The organism is Pseudomonas sp. GOM6 (genome assembly GCF_029537485.1).
Taxonomy (GTDB): Bacteria; Pseudomonadota; Gammaproteobacteria; order Pseudomonadales; family Pseudomonadaceae; genus Aquipseudomonas.
Window position 1 is genome coordinate 203,903 of record NZ_JARPUS010000006.1, and the last position, 18,753, is coordinate 222,655.

Annotated in this window: 17 protein-coding genes; 9 read left to right on the forward strand and 8 right to left on the reverse strand. The window is 57.7% G+C overall.

What is annotated here, in order from left to right; translation table 11 throughout:
• Positions 1 to 70 precede the first annotated feature (70 nt).
• From P7A97_RS09630 to P7A97_RS09670, 9 genes are all read left to right on the forward strand, one after another.
• Positions 71 to 2,047: a class I SAM-dependent DNA methyltransferase gene (locus tag P7A97_RS09630; protein ID WP_277689714.1), complete on the forward strand. Its 1,977-nt coding sequence runs from the start codon at positions 71 to 73 to the stop codon at positions 2,045 to 2,047.
• A gap of 20 nt (positions 2,048 to 2,067) precedes the next feature.
• The gene (locus P7A97_RS09635) at positions 2,068 to 3,483 is read left to right on the forward strand and encodes a restriction endonuclease subunit S (protein WP_277689715.1); all 1,416 of its coding nucleotides are present in this window, start codon (positions 2,068 to 2,070) and stop codon (positions 3,481 to 3,483) included.
• The gene (locus P7A97_RS09640) at positions 3,483 to 6,674 is read left to right on the forward strand and encodes a DEAD/DEAH box helicase family protein (RefSeq protein ID WP_277689716.1); all 3,192 of its coding nucleotides are present in this window, start codon (positions 3,483 to 3,485) and stop codon (positions 6,672 to 6,674) included. Before P7A97_RS09635 ends, P7A97_RS09640 begins: the two co-directional genes overlap by 1 nt.
• A 65-nt stretch (positions 6,675 to 6,739) precedes the next feature.
• On the forward strand, positions 6,740 to 7,456 hold the full coding sequence (locus tag P7A97_RS09645; protein WP_277689717.1) for a hypothetical protein: 717 nt from the start codon (positions 6,740 to 6,742) through the stop codon (positions 7,454 to 7,456).
• The gene (locus P7A97_RS09650) at positions 7,449 to 8,024 is read left to right on the forward strand and encodes a hypothetical protein (protein WP_277689718.1); all 576 of its coding nucleotides are present in this window, start codon (positions 7,449 to 7,451) and stop codon (positions 8,022 to 8,024) included. The genes P7A97_RS09645 and P7A97_RS09650 overlap by 8 nt, the downstream gene beginning before the upstream one ends.
• Positions 8,025 to 8,064: 40 nt before the next feature.
• On the forward strand, positions 8,065 to 10,893 hold the full coding sequence (locus P7A97_RS09655) for a UvrD-helicase domain-containing protein (RefSeq protein ID WP_277689719.1): 2,829 nt from the start codon (positions 8,065 to 8,067) through the stop codon (positions 10,891 to 10,893).
• A 250-nt stretch (positions 10,894 to 11,143) separates the two neighbouring features.
• Positions 11,144 to 12,055: a restriction endonuclease gene (locus P7A97_RS09660; RefSeq protein ID WP_277689720.1), complete on the forward strand. Its 912-nt coding sequence runs from the start codon at positions 11,144 to 11,146 to the stop codon at positions 12,053 to 12,055.
• A 39-nt stretch (positions 12,056 to 12,094) separates the two neighbouring features.
• A complete protein-coding gene (locus P7A97_RS09665) occupies positions 12,095 to 12,973 on the forward strand; it encodes an ImmA/IrrE family metallo-endopeptidase (protein ID WP_277689721.1) in 879 nt (292 codons plus the stop codon).
• Between the two features lie 219 nt (positions 12,974 to 13,192).
• Positions 13,193 to 13,657: a hypothetical protein gene (locus P7A97_RS09670; protein WP_277689722.1), complete on the forward strand. Its 465-nt coding sequence runs from the start codon at positions 13,193 to 13,195 to the stop codon at positions 13,655 to 13,657.
• Between the two features lie 141 nt (positions 13,658 to 13,798).
• Here the strand turns inward: P7A97_RS09670 and P7A97_RS09675 are convergent, their stop codons facing one another.
• From P7A97_RS09675 to P7A97_RS09710, 8 genes are all read right to left on the reverse strand, one after another.
• Positions 13,799 to 14,452: a hypothetical protein gene (locus P7A97_RS09675; RefSeq protein WP_277689723.1), complete on the reverse strand. Its 654-nt coding sequence runs from the start codon at positions 14,450 to 14,452 to the stop codon at positions 13,799 to 13,801.
• Entirely contained in the window at positions 14,433 to 15,026 is a 594-nt protein-coding gene (locus P7A97_RS09680; protein WP_277689724.1) for a hypothetical protein, read from the reverse strand. Before P7A97_RS09680 ends, P7A97_RS09675 begins: the two co-directional genes overlap by 20 nt.
• On the reverse strand, positions 15,023 to 16,684 hold the full coding sequence (locus P7A97_RS09685) for a YfjI family protein (RefSeq protein ID WP_277689725.1): 1,662 nt from the start codon (positions 16,682 to 16,684) through the stop codon (positions 15,023 to 15,025). The genes P7A97_RS09680 and P7A97_RS09685 overlap by 4 nt, the downstream gene beginning before the upstream one ends.
• Positions 16,681 to 17,094 carry a virulence-associated protein E gene (locus tag P7A97_RS09690; RefSeq protein ID WP_277689726.1) on the reverse strand — a complete coding sequence of 138 codons (414 nt, stop codon included), beginning with the start codon at positions 17,092 to 17,094 and terminating at the stop codon, positions 16,681 to 16,683. Before P7A97_RS09690 ends, P7A97_RS09685 begins: the two co-directional genes overlap by 4 nt.
• A gap of 5 nt (positions 17,095 to 17,099) precedes the next feature.
• Positions 17,100 to 17,285: a hypothetical protein gene (locus P7A97_RS09695; RefSeq protein ID WP_277689727.1), complete on the reverse strand. Its 186-nt coding sequence runs from the start codon at positions 17,283 to 17,285 to the stop codon at positions 17,100 to 17,102.
• Entirely contained in the window at positions 17,285 to 17,530 is a 246-nt protein-coding gene (locus tag P7A97_RS09700; protein WP_277689762.1) for an AlpA family phage regulatory protein, read from the reverse strand. The genes P7A97_RS09695 and P7A97_RS09700 overlap by 1 nt, the downstream gene beginning before the upstream one ends.
• 25 nt (positions 17,531 to 17,555) lie before the next feature.
• On the reverse strand, positions 17,556 to 17,780 hold the full coding sequence (locus tag P7A97_RS09705; protein WP_277689728.1) for an AlpA family phage regulatory protein: 225 nt from the start codon (positions 17,778 to 17,780) through the stop codon (positions 17,556 to 17,558).
• A 97-nt stretch (positions 17,781 to 17,877) separates the two neighbouring features.
• Positions 17,878 to 18,702: a hypothetical protein gene (locus tag P7A97_RS09710; protein WP_277689729.1), complete on the reverse strand. Its 825-nt coding sequence runs from the start codon at positions 18,700 to 18,702 to the stop codon at positions 17,878 to 17,880.
• Positions 18,703 to 18,753 lie beyond the last annotated feature (51 nt).

Below are 18,753 nucleotides of genomic sequence, written 5' to 3' on the forward strand. Positions count from 1 at the left end.
CATTGCCCTGACCTTGTGACGCCCACAGGGTTAAAGTAGCGGTTTTGACCGATCACCCAGGAGCAGTAGCGTGAACACGGAAAACCATTCCCAGACGGCCGCCTTTCTCTGGTCGATTGCCGACCTGTTGCGCGGTGACTTCAAGCAGTCGCAGTACGGCCGCATCATTCTGCCGTTCACCCTGCTGCGGCGGATGGAATGTGTGCTGGAGCCGACCAAGGAAGCGGTGATCCGTGAGTCCTATGCGCAGGAAGGCCGGCCTGATCTGGTGCGTGAGCGGCTGTTGCTGCGAGCGGCCGGGCAGCAGTTCTTCAATGCCTCCAAGCTGACCCTGGGCACGCTGTCCGACACCCAGACCGCCGCCGACCTGATGAGCTACGTGCAGTCCTTCAGTAAGGACGCCCGCGAGATCTTCGAGCACTTCCACTTTGAAGACTTCGTGCAGCAGCTCGCCGCCGCCAACCTGCTGTATCAGGTGGTGCAACGCTTTGCCGCCACCGACCTGAGCCCCGAGCGCATCAGCAACTTCGGCATGGGCATCATCTTCGAAGAGCTGATCCGCAAGTTCGCGGAAAGCTCCAACGAAACCGCCGGGGAACACTTCACCCCGCGCGATATCGTGCATCTGACCACATCCTTGGTGATCACCGGGCAGGACGACAAGCTCAAGCCCAACAGCATCGTTACCATTTACGACCCGACTGCCGGCACCGGCGGTTTTCTCTCCGAGGGCGACGAGTACATTCAGTCCATCAGCCAGCAGGTCACCGTGTCGCTGCATGGCCAGGAGCTGAACCCCGAGTCCTACGCCATCTGCAAGGCGGATATGCTGATCAAGGGCCAGGACGTTTCCAACATCAAGTTGGGCAACACCCTGTCCGACGACCAACTGGCCGACAACCGCTTCGACTTCATGCTCAGCAACCCGCCGTTCGGCGTGGAGTGGAAGAAGGTGCAGAAGCAGATCACCGACGAGCACACCGACAAGGGCTTCAACGGCCGCTTCGGCCCGGGCCTGCCGCGTGTGTCCGATGGCTCGCTGCTGTTCCTGCTGCACCTGGTCAGCAAGATGCGTGACCCGCGTGAAGGTGGCTCGCGCATCGGCATCATCCTCAACGGCTCGCCGCTGTTTACCGGCGGCGCCGGCTCGGGCGAGTCGGAGATTCGCCGCTACCTGCTGCAGAACGATCTGGTCGAAGCCATCATCGCCCTGCCCACCGACATGTTCTACAACACCGGCATCGCTACCTATGTGTGGGTGCTGAGCAACCACAAGGCCGCCGTGCGCCAGGGCAAGGTGCAGCTGATCGACGGCAGCCAGCACTTTGCCAAAATGCGCAAGTCGCTGGGCAGCAAGCGCCAGTACCTCACCGAGGAGCAGATCGACCAACTGGTGCGCCTGTATGGCCGCTTCGATGAAACGCCGCAGAGCAAGATCTTCCCCGTTGAAGCCTTCGGCTACCGGCGCATCACCGTCGAGCGTCCGCTGCGCCTGAACTTCCAGACCAGTGCCGAGCGCATCGCCAAGGTGCTTGAAGAAAAAGCCATCGAGAAGCTCGAAGCCCCGGCCCGCCAGCGCCTGATCGAAGCCCTGCAGGCCATGGACGCCAGCGTGCTGCACCGCAACCGCGAGCAGTTCAGCAAGCTGCTGAAGAAGGCGCTCAACACTCGCGACGTATTCCCCAGCACGCCCGAGCTGAAGGCCATCCTCAACGCCCTGAGCGAGCGCGACCCCGAGGCTGATATCTGCATGGTTAAAGGCCAGCCGGAAGCCGATGCCGGCCTGCGCGACAACGAGAACGTGCCGTTGGGCGAGTCGGTGGTCGACTACTTCGAACGCGAAGTGAAACCCCATGTGCCGGACGCCTGGATCGACGAAAGCAAGCGCGATGAGCAGGATGGCGAGGTCGGTGTGGTCGGCTTCGAGATTCCCTTCAACCGCCACTTCTATGTGTTCCAGCCACCGCGTCCGCTGGAAGAAATCGACCGCGACCTTAAAGCCTGCACCGACCGTATCAAGCAGATGATTGAGGGGTTGTCGGCATGACAAATTTGTCGGGAGCAAATTTGAACAACGGCTCCGCCGTTGGCCCGCAGGGCGAGGGCAGTGACAGCCCGAGTAGGTTTTCGACGTATCCGGCGTACAAGGATTCCGGGGTCGAGTGGTTAGAACAGGTGCCCGATCATTGGTGCAGCGTTCCCATTAAGTACATGGCGCTTGAGCGTAATTCATTGTTCTTGGATGGTGACTGGATTGAGAGCAAAGATATTTCGTCCGATGGGATTCGCTACATAACAACAGGGAACGTCGGCGAGGGTGCTTATAAAGAGCAAGGCGCTGGATTTATTTCTGAAGAAACTTTCCATGCACTTGGATGCACAGAGGTTTACGAGGGTGACGTTCTGGTCTCTCGTTTGAACAACCCTATCGGGCGTGCCTGCGTGGTTCCAGACCTCGGCGGGAGAGTGGTCACCTCTGTAGATAACGTGATTTTTAGGCCGGACTCAAAGTTCGATAAGAAATTCATCGTTTATCTCTTCAGTAGCGAAGAGTATTTCAAGCACACAAGCAATCTTGCTCGTGGTGCCACGATGCAGCGTATTAGTCGTGGGCTTTTAGGCAACATTCGAGTTGTTACTCCTTCGCTTGAAGAACAAACCCAAATCGCCCGCTTCCTCGACCACGAAACCGCCCGCATCGACGCGCTGATCGAAGAGCAGCAGCGCCTGATCGAACTGCTCAAGGAAAAGCGCCAGGCCGTAATCTCCCACGCCGTCACCAAAGGTCTCGACCCGACGGTGCCGATGAAAGACTCCGGCGTGGAGTGGCTGGGCGAGGTGCCGGCGCATTGGGTAGTAGGCAGGGCGAAGCTTGTATCTGACATATTCGTGCCTCAGCGAAACAAGCCAGAGCTCAACGATAGTGAAGGTATTCCGTGGGTAACGATGGAGGATATGAACGGCGGATATATCTCGGCGACGAACCTTAAAGTCACAGAGCCTGCTGCCCGTGAGGCAGGCTCTAAAGTGCTCAAAAAAGGTGCTGTCATTGCAAGCTGTGTCGGACGCTTCGGGATAGTTGCAATCAACGCTGTTGATGTTGTTATCAATCAACAGCTTCAAGCTTTTGAGCCCAGAAAAATTAAGGCTGAGTACCTGAGAAGTATCGTCTCGCTATCAAAAGAGTATTTTGAGCTGATTGGCACTGCGGCAACACTGGTTTATGTGAATCAGCAGGGCTTTGAAAACCTTCCAGTGTTGGTTCCTTCTGCCGACGAGCAAGAGTCAATTTGTTTATATGTCGATGAGGCAAATGCTCGATTTGATGCATTACTTTCGCAATCGTTCGAGTCGATACAGTTACTCCAAGAACGCCGCTCCGCCCTCATCTCCGCCGCCGTCACTGGCAAAATCGACGTACGTGGCTGGCAGCCACCGGCCAGCACCCAAGCCCCCGAATTAGCAGTAGCAGAGGCCGTGTAATGGCAGACAGCAAGGAAGCACAATTCCAGCAGGACATCATCACCGCCATGGTCGCCCAGGGCTGGCTCACCGGCCCGGCCAGCGGCTATGACCGGCGCACGGCGCTGTATACCGAGGATTTTCTCGGTTACTTCAAGGAGGCCTGGCCGGAGCGTTGGGACAAGTTCGCCAAGGCCAACCCGAACAAGCCTGAAGACGTGCTGGTGCAAAAGCTGGTGCGCGAGCTGGAGCAGGACGGCACCCTGGATGTGCTGCGCCATGGCTTCAAGCTACCGGGGGTGAAGATTGAGGTGTGCAGCTTCAAGCCTGACCACGGCATGAACCCGGACACCCTCAAGCGCTACCAGTGCAACCGCCTGCGCGTGGTGCCGGAGGTGTCCTATTCGCCCCATTACCGTGAGGGGGAGTACAACCCGCGTCTGGATCTGGTGCTGTTCGTCAACGGCATCCCCGTCGCCACGCTGGAGCTGAAAAGCGAGTTCAAGCAGAGCGTGGAAAACGCCAAGCGCCAGTACCGCTACGACCGCCCGGTGAAAGACCCGCTGACGCGCAAGCCCGAGCCGCTCTTGAGCTTCAAGCGCGGCGCGCTGGTGCACTTTGCCGTGAGCCAGGATGAGGTGGCGATGACCACCAAACTGGCTGGCAAGGACACCTTCTTCCTGCCGTTCAACCTCGGCAGCCTCGACGGCGGCGCCGGCAACCCGCCCGCACCGGATGACAGCCAGTACGCCACCGGCTACCTGTGGCAGCGGCTGTTCCAGCCGGATGCCTGGCTCAAGGTGCTGGGCCGCTTCCTGCACCTGCAGAAGAGCGTTAAAGAGGATGCCGACGGCAAGCGCGTTACCAAGGAAACCCTGATCTTCCCGCGCTACCACCAGTGGGAAGTGGTCAACTCGCTGATCGAGACCACCCGCGCCGAAGGCCCGGGCAGGCGTTACCTGATCCAGCACAGCGCAGGCTCGGGCAAGTCCAACTCGATTGCCTGGACGGCGCATCAACTGGCCTCGCTCTACGATGCCGAGGGCCAGCGCCTGTTCAACTCGGTGATCGTGATTACCGACCGCACCGTGCTAGACAAACAACTGCAGGACACCATCTACCAGTTCGAGCACGCCCAGGGCGTGGTCAAGTGCATCACCCGTGATATCGGCAGCCAGAGCAAGTCCGAGCAACTGGCCGAGGCGCTGGCCGAGCAGACGCGCATCATCATCGTCACCATCCAGACCTTCCCGGCGCTGTTCGATGCCCTGGACAAGTACCCCAAGCTGGCCAGCGGCCGCTATGCAGTGATCGCCGACGAGGCGCATTCCTCGCAGACCGGCTCATCGGCCAGCAAGCTCAAGCAGATTCTCGGCAGCGATGCTGTTGTTGGAAACGAAGGGGAGGCTGAGGAAATCAGCGCCGAAGAGCTGCTGGACGCCGCCGTGGCCGCCCGTGCGCCCAACGAACGCATCAGCTACTACGCCTTTACCGCCACGCCCAAGGCCAAGACCCTGGAGCTGTTTGGTCGCCCAGCCAACCCGGCGTTGCCGGCGAGCGCCGACAACAAGCCCGAGGCGTTCCACCTGTATTCCATGCGCCAGGCCATCGAGGAAGGCTTCATCCTTGATGTGCTGCAGAACTACACCACCTACAGCACCGCCTGGAAGATCGCCCACGCGGACGGCGACGACGAGGAAGTGGATTCGAAGAAGGCGCGCATGAAGCTGGCGCGCTGGGTGCGCCTGCATCCGTACAACATCAGCCAGAAGGTGGAGGTGATCGTCGAGCACTTCCGCGCCAATATCCGTCATCTGCTGGGCGGCCAGGCCAAGGCCATGGTTGTCACCAGCAGCCGGCAGGAGGCGGTGCGCTACCAGTTGGCAGTGCATGCCTATGTGAAGCAGATGGGCTACACCGATGTGCACCCGCTGGTGGCTTTCTCCGGCAGCGTATTGCCGGACGGGGTGATCCCCGAAGAGGTGACGGAAAGCAGTAGCCTGCTCAACCCCGGCCTGAACGGGCGCGACCTGGCGGAAGCCTTCGACACCCAGGACTTCAACGTGATGATCGCCGCCAACAAGTACCAGACCGGCTTCGATCAGCCCAAGCTGTGCGCCATGTACGTGGACAAGAAGCTGCAAGGCGTGGACTGCGTGCAAACCCTGTCGCGCCTGAACCGTACCTTTGGCGACAGCAAGCCGACCTTCATCCTCGACTTCTTCAACGATCCCCAGGACATTCTCGACGCCTTCCTGCCGTACTACACCAAGGCCGAGCTGACCGATGTGACCGACCCGCAGCTCATCTATGACCTGCAGAAGAAGCTGGATGCCGAGGGCATTTACCACTGGGAGGAAGTGACGGCGTTCGCCCTGGCCTTCTTCGACCCCAGGGCCGCCGCCAGCAAGCTCAGTTACTACTGCGCGCCGGCTAGGGAGCGCTTTGCCAAGCGCTACAAGCTGGCCCAGGAATCTCGCCAGCACGCGCTGGACTTCAAGCGTACCGCCGAGCAGAACGGCGACAGCGCCGGCCTGAAAAAGGCCGAGGCGGCCGTGAAGGAAGCCGGCGAGCAGGTGGATCAGCTCGATCTGTTCAAGAAGAACCTGCAGAGCTTCGTGCGCCTGTACGAGTTCCTCTCGCAGATCATCCCCTATGAGGATCGCGAGCTGGAGCAGCTGTGCGTGTATGCCAAGCACCTGTACCCGCTGCTGCGCGTGGATCGCCTGGAGCAGGAAGACGTAGACGTAGGCGAGCTGCAACTGACCCACTATCGCCTGACCAAGCGCGCCGAGCACCAGCTGCGCTTGAGTGAGGAGCAAGGCGATTACGGCCTCGATCCGGCTACAGGGCTCGGCAGCGGCAAACCCCATGACCCGGAGAAGAAACGGCTATCGGAAATCATCGAGGCGCTGAACGATATCTTCGGTGCCGAGGTGAGCGACGATAACAAGCTCCACTACACCAATGGCATTGTCGGTCGTCTGAGCAAGGACGAAGCGCTGATGGCACAGGTCAATAGCCACTCTCCCGAGCAGGTGATGCACGGTCTGTTTCCCAAGCGGGTCGAGGACATGGTGCTGGATGCCATGACCGACCACGAGAAGCTGTCACTGGAAGTGCTGGATAACGAGACCAAGAGTCGGGCGTTTGCGCTGGTGATCTTGAAGATGCTGACGTCACTACCAGGTTCGTCTGCTGCAAATTTGTAGGACTGATGGCTGCTAAATGAGCCACCTAGTTCAGTTTTTTATCATTGCCAGTATGGGATGTTTAAATGAAAGATGAAGTTATGTATCGCATTCTGAAAAATCGTACCGTTGCCGTGGCGGCGGGCTTGGCTATTGCTTTTCTGGTTTTTTTTGCAGCCTTTCTTTTTTCTTTCAAAAGTAGTTATCAATCATACTGGCAGGCAATTTCTAGAGTGCAGACCGTGGATTTCAACATGGTTGCCCATGCTTTCCCGGCCCTTGTGCGCGAGCATATTCGTGCTAATGACAAAAAATCGCTAACGCAGCTACTGGAGTCGAACTTTTCAGCCTTTACGATGGCTGTAGATATCTGTGTTGATCTGGAGTGCTCTGCGTTCAGAGAGTGGACAAGTAATCAGGGACTTACTCGCGGTGAGCTGGTCGAAATTCCGGTATTCAGAAGTGCAGCGGTACCCGTTACGGTCAGCTTCAAACATTCTTACAGCGAAAAACCGCTGGTGACAGCTGTGGTTGGGCAAGAGGTGCTGGGGAGGTTGAGGTTATATAGGAGCGAGCCGCTGGCTCTTTATGATGAGTTTTGGACGTTTGCAAAGAAAGCCCTGAGCGGCGAAGCATATGCCTCTCGGTATATCGCCTATTTTTCCAATCTGGTTTTCTCGCTGTTTTTATCTGTTTCGTTTTTTCTGTTTTTTATTCTGGTTCGAAATTACTACCTAGAAAAAAAGTTGAGGAAAGGGATTGCCATTCTTCTTCGTAAGGGGGTAATGAAGAACTATGCCTAAATCTACAGAAAAAATGTTGGAGTTGATCGCAAAGGTGGAGAGTTCCACTAGCTTGATTCGTAGCGGTAAGGATCAGGATCTTATCGACGAGCTGATTGATATGGTTGATAGTCATGATAGGGAGCTTTCTGGGGAGGAAAATGACCTAAAAAACAGCATGGCTAAACTGAAACAGCTTTTGGAAGAATGCCAATCGGAGCGTGACTCGATTAGCTGCAAGCTAAACCAACATGCGCTTGATAAAGAGAAGATCAGAAAGCTGAAGGGCAAGCGTGTGGGCATCATCGGTGGGCATGTCTCTGATATTAGAAAAATCGAGGCCATGCTTGACCAAGATCTAGGCATCAAAAGCAAGGCTACCGCCGGAGAGGGCAGCCCGCCGCCCTACTCCATACTCAAGGAGAAGCATTGCAGCGCTGATCTGCTGATCATCTTGACGGGTTATGCAGGTCATGCGCTCACCGGTAACGCAGAACAACTCAGCAAAGAGTTCGGCATCAAGAAGATCTACGACTCTGCCGATCTGCTCAACTCGATAAAGCTTAAAGTGATCGAGGCGCTTGCTTGATGCCTGCTTTGTGCCTTGGACGATGCTGGAAGGCTTTCCAATGATCACCAAGTATAGTTTTGCCGGCAAGCTAGTGCATCGGCTTCTGGTGCTCTGGCCTGACTGGCGCAGCTATTTCGAGGACTCCGATCCAGACTGTGAACCGCAGGTCGTTTTTGATGGTCGTACCGAGGAAGAGTTAGAGCTGCTGTATGCGCTGAGTCGCGTTTGCGACTTGGCATATCTGCACGTATATATGCGCTGCTTCGAGGCTGAGTTGCTGCAGGAGCTGATTGTCGAGCGTGAGCAGCAGCGCCTGAAGCGCGCAAGGATAGAAAGCCTAAATGAGCGGACCAGACGTGCCGAACGCATCCGCCTGGATCTGGAAGAAGACTATCTGACCGCCAGCGGTGCATATGAAGAGCGCTATGCGGCTTTGGTGAGCGAAAATGAGTTTCTCAAGCTGCGCAAGACCTTTGTCGCGGATTGGCTTCAGAAGCGAGGCATAATCCCGTTACCAGATGACGAGCAGCTTGCAGCTATAGCAACTGTAGAAGGCAATGTGCGCGTGGTAGCCCGTGCCGGCAGTGGCAAGACCACCACGCTGATCCGCCGCTTTCTGTTCCTTATGGAACACTGTCGTGTAAAACCCCACGAAATGCTTCTACTGGCCTTCAACCGCAAGGCAGCACAGAACATGCGCGAGCAGTTCGAAAAGCTAAGTCCCGAGCGCATTCCGCACATCATGACCTTTCATGCACTGGCCTACGCAGTGGTGCATCCGCAGCAAGCCATCCTAGTGGATGAACCTGCGGAGCAAAGCAAGAGCCGTGCACTGCAAGCGCTGATCGACTGCCTAATCCAGCGGCCGGAAACCCTACCTCGTGTGCGCAACGTAATGTTGCGTTTTTTTCGCCAGGATTGGGAAGACATTATTAGTGCTGGATTCGACAGGGCGCCAGCGGATCTGCTGGAATGGCGCCGTAACATTCCCCGGCTCGGTCTGGATGGAAGGGACTACAAGTCCCGTGGTGAGAAGCGTATTGCCGACTTTTTGTTCGAGCATGGCGTGCTTTATGAGTACGAGCGCCGTTTTGATTGGCAGGGAGTCCCCTACAAACCCGACTTTGCCTTGACGGATGCCTCGGCTAATCGCGGCCTGATCATTGAGTATTTCGGGTTGCTCGGTGACCCGGATTACGATGCGGCTGCTGAGCAGAAGCGTAAGTTCTGGGCTCAAAATCCGAACTGGAAGCTCCTCGAACTAACGCCTTCTGACTTCAGCGCCAAGACGCGCTCCGAATGCTATCAGTTATTGTGCGAGCGTCTCGCCGAGCAGGGTTGGCAGTGTCAGCCGCTGAGCTTGGACCAGATCTGGGAGCGCATCTGGGAGCAGCGGCCTTTGGATCGTTTCACCAGGGTGGTGGTGCAGTTCATCCAGCGCTGCCGTAAGCAGGCTTGGAGTCTGGATGATCTTGCTCAGCGCATTGAGCAACACAGTGCGGGGCAGGCAGAGCGTGATTGGTTGCTGCTAGCGGCCGAGTTGTATGGTGCATATCTACACTGGCTGGAGCACAGTCGCGAAGAGGATTTTGACGGCTTGTTACTCAAGGCTGCTCAGTGCATCAGTGCAGATCAGACAGGTTTTTCCCGCAAGGATGGTGCTGGCGACCTGCGCCAGTTGCGCTTCATTGGTGTGGACGAGTACCAGGACTTCAGTGAGCTCTTTCACCGTCTGCTTGCCGCGATTTGTCAGCAAGCCCCAAATGCATTGGTCTTCTGCGTAGGTGATGACTGGCAGGCAATCAATGGCTTCGCCGGCTCAGACCTGCGATTCTTTAATGACTTTGGCGACTACTTCCCGGCCCCACTGGATTGCTACATCACCACCAATTACCGCTCCACACATTCGATCGTAGAGCTGGGTAATCAGTTGATGCGGGGCCGAGGCAAGCCAGCACTCTCATCCATCACCGGCGAACCGGCCATATATCGTGTCGATGTAGATGCGTTTCAACCTACCGAGCGTGAACGGCATCTGTACAACGGTTCAGCCTTTGCAGCAGCGGTGATTCGGTTGGTGAATCGGGCTCTGATGAACAACCGGGATGTAGTACTGCTAGCCCGTGCCAGCTACCTAAAGTGGGCGGTGGCTGAGCCGGGTGATAAAAGCAGAGCTTGGGAGACTTTCCTAGAGTGGGTGCGTCAGCAGTTCCCTGCTAACGATCGCAAGCGCATCACGGCCTCCACCACTCACAGGTATAAAGGTCGGGAGAAATCGGTGGTGATCGTGCTGGATGCACTGCAGGGGCGTTACCCGCTGATACATTCGGATAGTCAGTTCTTTCGCCTGTTTGGCGACAACATCGAAAGCCTTATTGAGGCTGAACGCCGCCTGTTCTATGTGGCCATTACCCGACCGAAGCACGAGTTGTACCTGCTGACCCGTAGCCAAGAAGAGTCCCCTTTCTTGCACGAGCTGCGTGACCAGTTCTGCTCGCTGAAGTGGAATGACTATCCGCCTCTTTCTGGGGAAATACAGCGCATCGTAGTCAGGCTGAGCAATATCTATCAGGGTGTTGAGGGTGGCACCCATGGCCTCAGACATCACCTTAAGCAGTCAGGCTACCGCTGGAATTCGGAAGGTGTCTCTTGGTCGCGTAGTTTTGCCTCCAAAGGGTTCACCTTTTCAGGCTGGCTTGAGCAGTCCAAATGGCTGCCGCAGGCGAACGGAATCCACCTCTTCTTTGAAGATGACCATGGTGAGATCCTAGCCAGCTATGTTCTTATGAATGGAAGTCCAACCATTGTTTTTGATCGTTTAGTCGAGACGCTGGCGAACAGCAATCAAGCTGATCCGGTGCACCTCCCCAAAAGTGAAGCCGAGTGATTCAAAGAGTTCCGACACCTCCAGCAGCGATAGGTCAGGAGGCTACTACGATTCATTCTGTCCGAGATGTCACGGGGCAAGAGATTTATGAAGCAGATAATGACTGTCATTCAGCCTGCAGTCACTGCGGTGGTTCGGGATACTAAACGAATTGCTCTAAGTGAAATGCAATGCATACACAGGATGCTTCCATAAGGACGAGGGCTGATCGGCTCATGCAGGAGTCGAGTCTGCAAGGAGAAAAGTAGAGGTGGCAATTCCGGATTTTCAAAGTGTGATGCGTCCGGTGCTGGCGACTGTGCAGGATGGCGTGCCACTGGCACTCAACGAGCTGCGCGAGCGCGTTGCCGATCAGTTCCAACTGACCGAGGACGAGCGCAAAGAACGATTACCTTCGGGTAATCAAACGGTGATCAACAACCGCGTGGGCTGGGCACGCACCTACCTGAACAAGGCTGGTCTGCTGTGTATTCCGGCCAAGGGCATGGTGCAGATCACTGCGCGGGGCCGCGATGCGTTGGTCAGTGGTCCCGAGCGCATCACCGTGAGTTGGTTGAAGCAGTTTCCCGAGTTTGCCGACTTCCATACCGCCAAGCCGCAGACGGCTGATGCGCCGACTGCCATAGAGCTGGATGCCGCCGAAACGACGCCGGACGAACAACTGGCAGAGGCGCACCAGGCGCTGCTGCAGTCGCTGGCGGATGAGCTGCTGGCGCAGGTGCGGGCGGCCACGCCGAGCTTCTTCGAACAACTGGTGGTCGATCTGATGCTCGCCATGGGCTACGGCGGCTCGCGCAAGGAGGCCGGCAAGGCGACCCAGGCCACCAACGACGACGGTATCGACGGCATCATCAAGGAGGACAAACTCGGCCTGGACGTGATCTACCTTCAGGCCAAGCGCTGGAGCAACACCGTGCACCGCCCGGAAATCGACAAGTTCATCGGCGCGCTGACCCGTCAGCGGGCACGCAAGGGCGTGTTTATCACCACTTCGGACTTCTCCGCCGGTGCCCGCGAGGCGGCGTTGGGGCTGGATATCAAAGTAGTGCTAATCGACGGCGTGGAGCTGGCGCGGCTGATGGTGGAGAACAACCTCGGCGTGAGCGTTAAGCAGGTGTACGAGGTGAAGCAGCTGGATAGCGATTACTTCGTTGAAGACTGATCTGCAATTAGAGTTCATTCATGGAAGAGGTGACCGATCATGGCTCATCAGCAAGACCTGTTCGAGTCAGAGGCCGCCCGTACGCTGCTGGATCAGTTGCTTGACGACTCGCGGCTCTATCACAGCAGCGCCGATTACCTGAGCCTGCTTGATTTTGTGGTGAAGCTCAGGAATTTCGCGCCGTTCAACGCCATGCTGCTGCAGATACAGAAACCAGGGTTGAGCTACGCCGCATCGGCACTCGACTGGCGCGAACGGTTCAACCGTCGCCCGAAGCGGGATGCCCGGCCCTTGCTTATCCTCTGGCCCTTCGGGCCGGTGGCCTTGGTCTATGACGTAGAGGATACGGAGGGGACTCCGCTGCCTGCGGACGTCAGTTTCTTCCAGGCCTGCGGCGAGATCACCATGGAGCGTATGAAGCGTTTCCTGGTGCTAATGGAGCGCAGGGGCATTCTGTACCACTACTTTGATGGCGGTGGCCACAGCGCCGGCTCCATCGAGGTGACGCAAAAGCCACCAGCCAAGCATGACAAGAATAAAAAGATCGCTCCCACCAGCAAGTACCTGATGCGAATCAACCAGAACCACGCGCCCAATGTGCAGTTCAGCACCTTGGCTCATGAGCTCGGTCATCTTTTCCTTGGGCATCTCGGCCCTGACGAGCGGCTCAGCATTCCCGAGCGCCCACCGTTGACTCATGCACAGCGGGAGCTGGAGGCCGAATCTTTCGCCTATCTGGCCTGCTGCCGCAATGGCGTTGAGTGCAAATCGAAGGCCTATCTGGCCAACTACGTTAGTCAGCACACGAACATCGACAATCTCGACCTTTACCAGATAGTCAGGGCAGTCGGTCAGATGGAAACGCTTTTGGAGCTGACCGCACATACTCGCTACGAGATCCCCCAAGTCAGACGCTGAGTGAGGGATAGAGCAGTTTCGTCCCAGAAGTTGCTGGGGGGTTGAGCATGCAATCCACTCACCCAGGGAGGGTGTGTCATGTCCATGCCAGTCGCTACATACCAATGCACTGCCTGTGAGCTGAGCTGCTGGGACGCAGGCACTTGGGGCTATAGGTATTACGTTTATGGAGAGACAAAGCTTCGTCTACGTGCGGCTATGGGCTGGTGTCCTTCCTGTATGGATTTGAACGCAGTTGAGGTGCTGCCGGATGCTTCGGGTGAGCTGCTACTGCAAAGAAAGCTGCAGGCTTTTCAGGCCGAGCTTGATGTGATTATTGCAGTCACCCCCAAGAAGCGTTTCTGGCTATTTCAGCCAAGAAAAAGCACCAGGCAACGCTGCCTCGAAGGTGAGATTGAGTCAGCAGCCGAAAGCCTGGCTGAGTACCAATTGACGCGAACAGCCCTTTCCGCCCGCCAGAGCCAGGCTCGTTGCTTAAGGTGTGGAGCAGAAGGTTGCAGTGTGTTGCCGCCACATGAAGTCGACTACGTTGGCACAGACGCATCACCTGTGCCGATTGCGTTCGTGCATCCGGGTTGTGGCGGGCAGATAACCATTGCCTGTGACGGTATGCGTCTCAATGTATCTCTGACAGACAAGGCCTATGACCTGGAAGGACGCCAGGTAAATGAAATCGAACCGTGATCAAAGGTTTATGCCGCTCTCCGTACATATGAGCGGCAGATCAGTTACTCGCCTGGAAACTCATTATCCCGGCTGGATCGCCACTCGGCAGAGGCTGCCTCCAGCTCTCGGAGTAACGCTGCCAGCTCTCGTAGCTCGGGCCTAACGCCACCTCTCCAGGCATTCTGCGAGGCTCGCCTCTTGCCTTCCGGGCTGGTCGGCCCGGTGCTTTTCTCCCAGGGGCGCCATTGCCGAATCAGCTCCGCCTGCCGAGCTCTGCGCTCGGGTGTCCAACCTTTCGCCATGTTGCACCTCCAATAGTTCGTTTGGCGCTTTTGGTTTTTTCTTCGCGCGCGTGCGCGCAGGGCTGCTCTCGTTATTGACTTGCACTTGGTTGCCAATGTTGGCTTGTTTCACGAATGCGATCTGCTTGGGTGCCTTGAGTTCGCCCAGGGTTTGGAGCGTTGCTCGGGACTGGCTCTGCGCCTTTAAGGCCAAGCGCATATAGCGCTCCATCCCATCCAGACTCCCCGCCGTCAGCGCCTGCGTGGCCAGTTTGGCAAACAGCCCGTCGAGAGTATGAGCCTGTGAAATCAACATGCTTTCTGGTCGGGACAGATCATCCGCATGGATGGCTGCCGCTTGTTGTCGAATCTCAGCCACCATCTCCGTGACCTTGGCGTGATCGATGTTCTGGCAGATGGTTAACACCGAAGCACTCAGGCATTCGGGATTGGTCACGGTGCGAGCCATGGCTTGGTTGGTGGTTTCGCCTTGGTTCAGTTGGACTTTCAGATCAAGCTCTACTTTTTCCATCGTGGGCCTCCAGGATGTGGGTCTCATGGTCATAGCGAGCGCGCAGCTCAGCACCGATTAAGCAGTGTCGTTTGAGCGGTGGATAACAGCGCGGACAGGCGCCAAATGCGTGGGCGTGGTAGGCGTTACGAGCGGCGATCCAGTTTGGCGAGATACCTCCATCAGCACTTTGCGGCTCATATGGTTCGCGGGCTTCCTCGCGCACGCGCGCGAACTGCTCCCTAAGCTGGGCGGGCGCTGGCCATTGCGGATGACTGCGGATCAGGCGTGCAGCAAGGCGCGGGGGATGCTGGTGCTGCTCGGCAAGGTCGAATCGATCTACTAAGCCATTCCCCAGCAGGTAGTCAGCCAAGCATTCCAGCAGGCGTGCGACTCCGGCCAGCCATTCCATTGCCTCAGCAGGCGGATCGTTCGCCCCGTTCAGCGCCTCGATGATCTCGGCCTTGTGCGCGACCAGCTCTGCCAGCAGATCAGCCGGCGGCTGGTGGTCGGCCTCCCAGGTCAGGCGGCCTTGGACCAGCGCCAGCAACACGCCCTTGGCCTGGGCAAGCTTCAGCAGCTCAGCGGCACTCATAGCTCACCCCTGAATTTGGCCGGTGCTGCGACATTTGCGACTTCTGCGACAAGCCCCGTGGTTGCTGGATCTGGCTGGCGCGACAGAGTTGCGACAGGCTGCGACAAACGCAGCTCCGGGGTATCGCTGTCGCAACGTGTCGCAATCGTGTCGCAAACCTCTGGGCCTTGAGTGGCGCGGTTTGTCGCAAAAGTCGCAGTTGTCGCAACGGGATTGAGATTGAAGGTCTTGCCATCGATGGTGTTCAGCCAGCGGTACTCCACCAGCACGGCCAAGATCGAGTCGCGCTGCTTGGCGCTTTTGCGAACGAAGGGCGGGCCTTCGCGTTGCAGGGTGCGGGCATCGAAGCTGTAACGCTGGTTGCTCAGAAGCCAGTCGAGCAGCTTCTGGGCCTGGAGCAACTGCGCATCGATCTTGCTCGGGTTGGTCAGGCGCAGCGCCTCGGTCAGATACCAGCGCACCAGCTCGCCAGCACGCTCGATCAGGTCGATACAGATCGTTGGCTTGCCTTCGACCACGGCGAACACGCCTGCGATGCGTAACAGGTTCTCAGCGCCCTTGGCGGCGGTCGGCTTGATCTCCTGCATGTCACCACCCAGGCCAAGCTGGCGCTCGATGGCGTCGTGCTCAGTGATCCACGCAGCAAGGGCGGCAGGCTCCAGCACCAGCATGGGCGGTGCCAGCTCGCCGTTCTCATCCTTGCCGGGCTCCTGCGCCAGCAAACGCGCCATGCGCTGCCAGTAGCGACCAAGGCGCGCGTCACGGGACGGGTCGGCGTCACGGTAGAAACGCGTGCCGGCCAGCGACTCCGGCCAGGCAATCAGGAAGCGGGCAAGAAAACCCTGTCCCTGCATGATCGGGTTGCTCAACACCTCCGTGGCGACGATGGGCTGAATCATCAGATGAGCACTCAGTCGGCAGCCATAACGAGCCGAACTCTCACCCTCCGACGCGCGAGTACGACTGATCGGGGCGCCGTCCCACAGCTTCGACAAACCCGCCACGCTCTTGAGAGCGTTCTCGGGCTTGGTGGCATGGCCGCCGAAGAACTGCCCTCCTTCGTCGCTGAACAGGCCTTGCGAGGGGTAGCCGCGCAACAGGGACTTTTGCAGCCCCTCCAGGGTCGGCTCTTCGGACAGGATGAACGGCTCAGGCGGTGCCTTGGGCTCCAGCAGATTGCCCAGCTCATCGGCCACTGCCTCGGGGTCGCCCTTGGCCTTGTCGAGGATGTTGCTACGGGCTTTCTGGAAGGCGTCACGTTTGTTGCGGTACTCCTTGGCTTCGGCCTTGTGCTGCGCCAGCAATTCGCGCTGGTGCTGCTGGTGCGCCTGCACAGCCAGGCGATCCGCTGCCGACTTGCGGTCGCCCGACTCGGCCACGGTCAAGGCAAACAGCGACAGTGGTATCTGCTGGCCAGCGCGCTGGGCGTTGCCATGCGCCTGAGCGGCCATTGCGGCGGCAGACAGTATCGACTGAGCAGCCAAAGCATCAGGCACCTGTACTGCTTCCACGATGGCCTGGGCAGCGCCACCAAGCAGTTCACCCAAAGCCTGAATCGGGTAGGGCGCAGCTTTCTCCAGTTCGGGCAGCAGGGGCAGCGGCTCGGGGAGGCTGGGCATGCACTCCCACTCTTTGGCGTAGCGATCCTGAATGGTCATTGCTTCACCCCCAGGCGCTGCTTGGCCAGATCAAAGCGGGCTTGATCCTCTGCGCTCAGGTGACAGCCCTGCATCTGAATCGAAAGGCCGATCTGGTAGACAGTGCGCTCATGCTCGACAGCGGCCTTGCTCGGGCCTTGGCGCGGCTTCGACTCCCCTGGGAACAGATCACGTAGCTCCAGACCGATGGCCGCCGTGATCTCAGCAGTCGTGCAGCCAGCCCAGCAGTGCAGCAGCACCTTGCCGTCATCTGCCTCACGGATGCTCAAGCTGGGGGCTTTGTCGTTATGCCCTGGGCAGCACGCACTCCACTTCCCGACACCGCTCTGCTTAACCTTGTCCAGCCTACCCAGCACTTTCTCCAGGCAAGCCGAGCCCGTCAGCGCAGAAGCGCTGAACTTCATAGTCATAGTGATTACTCCGTGGCTTTGGCGCTGTTGGTCTGCCGAAGCACCTGCTCAGAACGAGCGGTCACGTGGCCGATCAGGACGTTGGCCGGGTAGGCCAACACGTGGCTCCACAAGCTGGAGTCGCGGGTATCATTAGGAGGCGTTTGATTCTTGGGGCTGGCCTGTTGGTCGGCCTTTTCTTTTTGGGTCATTAGGCCACCTCCCCCCGAAGTGCGATGCGTTTACGTACCCACTCCTGAACTTCGGCCAGAACCCAGCCGACAGGTGCACCGCGCGACACGCTATCGCTCAATGGCACCGGCTTGGGGAAGGTGGGGTCGTCTTTGAGACGCTTGTATACGGTGGGGCGCTTGAGGCCAGTCAGCGACTCCAGTTCCGGCATACGGATGATGACGGCGCAAGGGTCGAACTGGGGGATGACGGTATTAGCGGCCATGATTGGCTTGATGTTGCCGTTCATCTTAAGCCACCTCACTACGGCTTTCGCTGATGCGGGCTTCACACCAAGCCAACACCTCGGCTTCGATCCAGACAGATGACTTCGGCCCAAGCATGACTTGGCGGGGGAAGGTGCCAGCTGCAATGCGCCGGTACAGCTCGGACGTGGAAAGACTGGTGAAGTCCTTCACTTGTGCCAGCTTGATAAAGCGGCGGGGTGCTTGGGCCGGGGTGGTTTGCATTGCCATCGTCTGCGCCTCCTTGGGCGGTGTGGGTAACGATGGCTGCAAGGTACGAGCGGATTTGCGGTTGCTCTACGGGGTTAAATCGCTTTTTTATCCCCGTCTAACCGTCCTCCGGCTGCCGGGCTGTGCCTTCTTGGTGTTTCATAAACGCTTCAAGCAAGCGCGCCTGTTTTTCCTCGGCCTCCGCAAGGCGGGCTTCTATATCTTTCTTCTGTTGCTCGCGCGCTACAGCGAATCGTTCAAGGTCGCGGCGAATTGTTGACACGTCTTTTTTCTGTTCGTCGGCAATGCTTTCGTATGCCCTTGTGGCGGTCATCCCCTCCTTTTCTGTCAGGACGCGAAACTGAAATCTGAGGCTAGTTAGATAGCGTTCGCGCTCAATCGGATTAGACGGTCTTCCGCGGCTAGGCTTTTTAATTCCAAGGGCCGGGATGCTGGCTTTTGCTTGCTCCCCTTCCGTTATTATTTTTTCCAAAAGCTCCCCGATAATTCTCCGGGGAATCGGTATGTCTCCTTGCAGTAATTTCGCGCAGACGAGCCAGTCTCCTACGCTAAATGCCTGTAAATCTTCTAACGCCTTAGCATGTGTTAACTCGGTTAGAACATGCTCTGCCCAGTCTTGGCCCGCGTCGCTATCGTCGTGATACCAGTTGTAGGCCTGAACGAATCTCAGCAAAGGGTTTTGAGGGCCTGACTTGTCTCTGTATGTTTGTAGGTCTTCGTCAGAGGGCTCGTCTCCCCTTTGTTTGGCAGCGTGGATTCTCGATAAAGCAGCAAGAAGGGCCGGATTAGAAGTGAGCAGGTTTGCGCCTGGCTCGGCCTCGGTCAGCTCTTGCCACGGAATAGATACATGCTTCTTGATCTTGAGGTGTGTATGTAAAAGCCATTCAAAATACTCAGGCGACCTCAACTGCTCATCGCTCATGCGCTACGCCCTCCCAGGCGCTCCCACGATCTAAATAGATCGGCCAGCCAG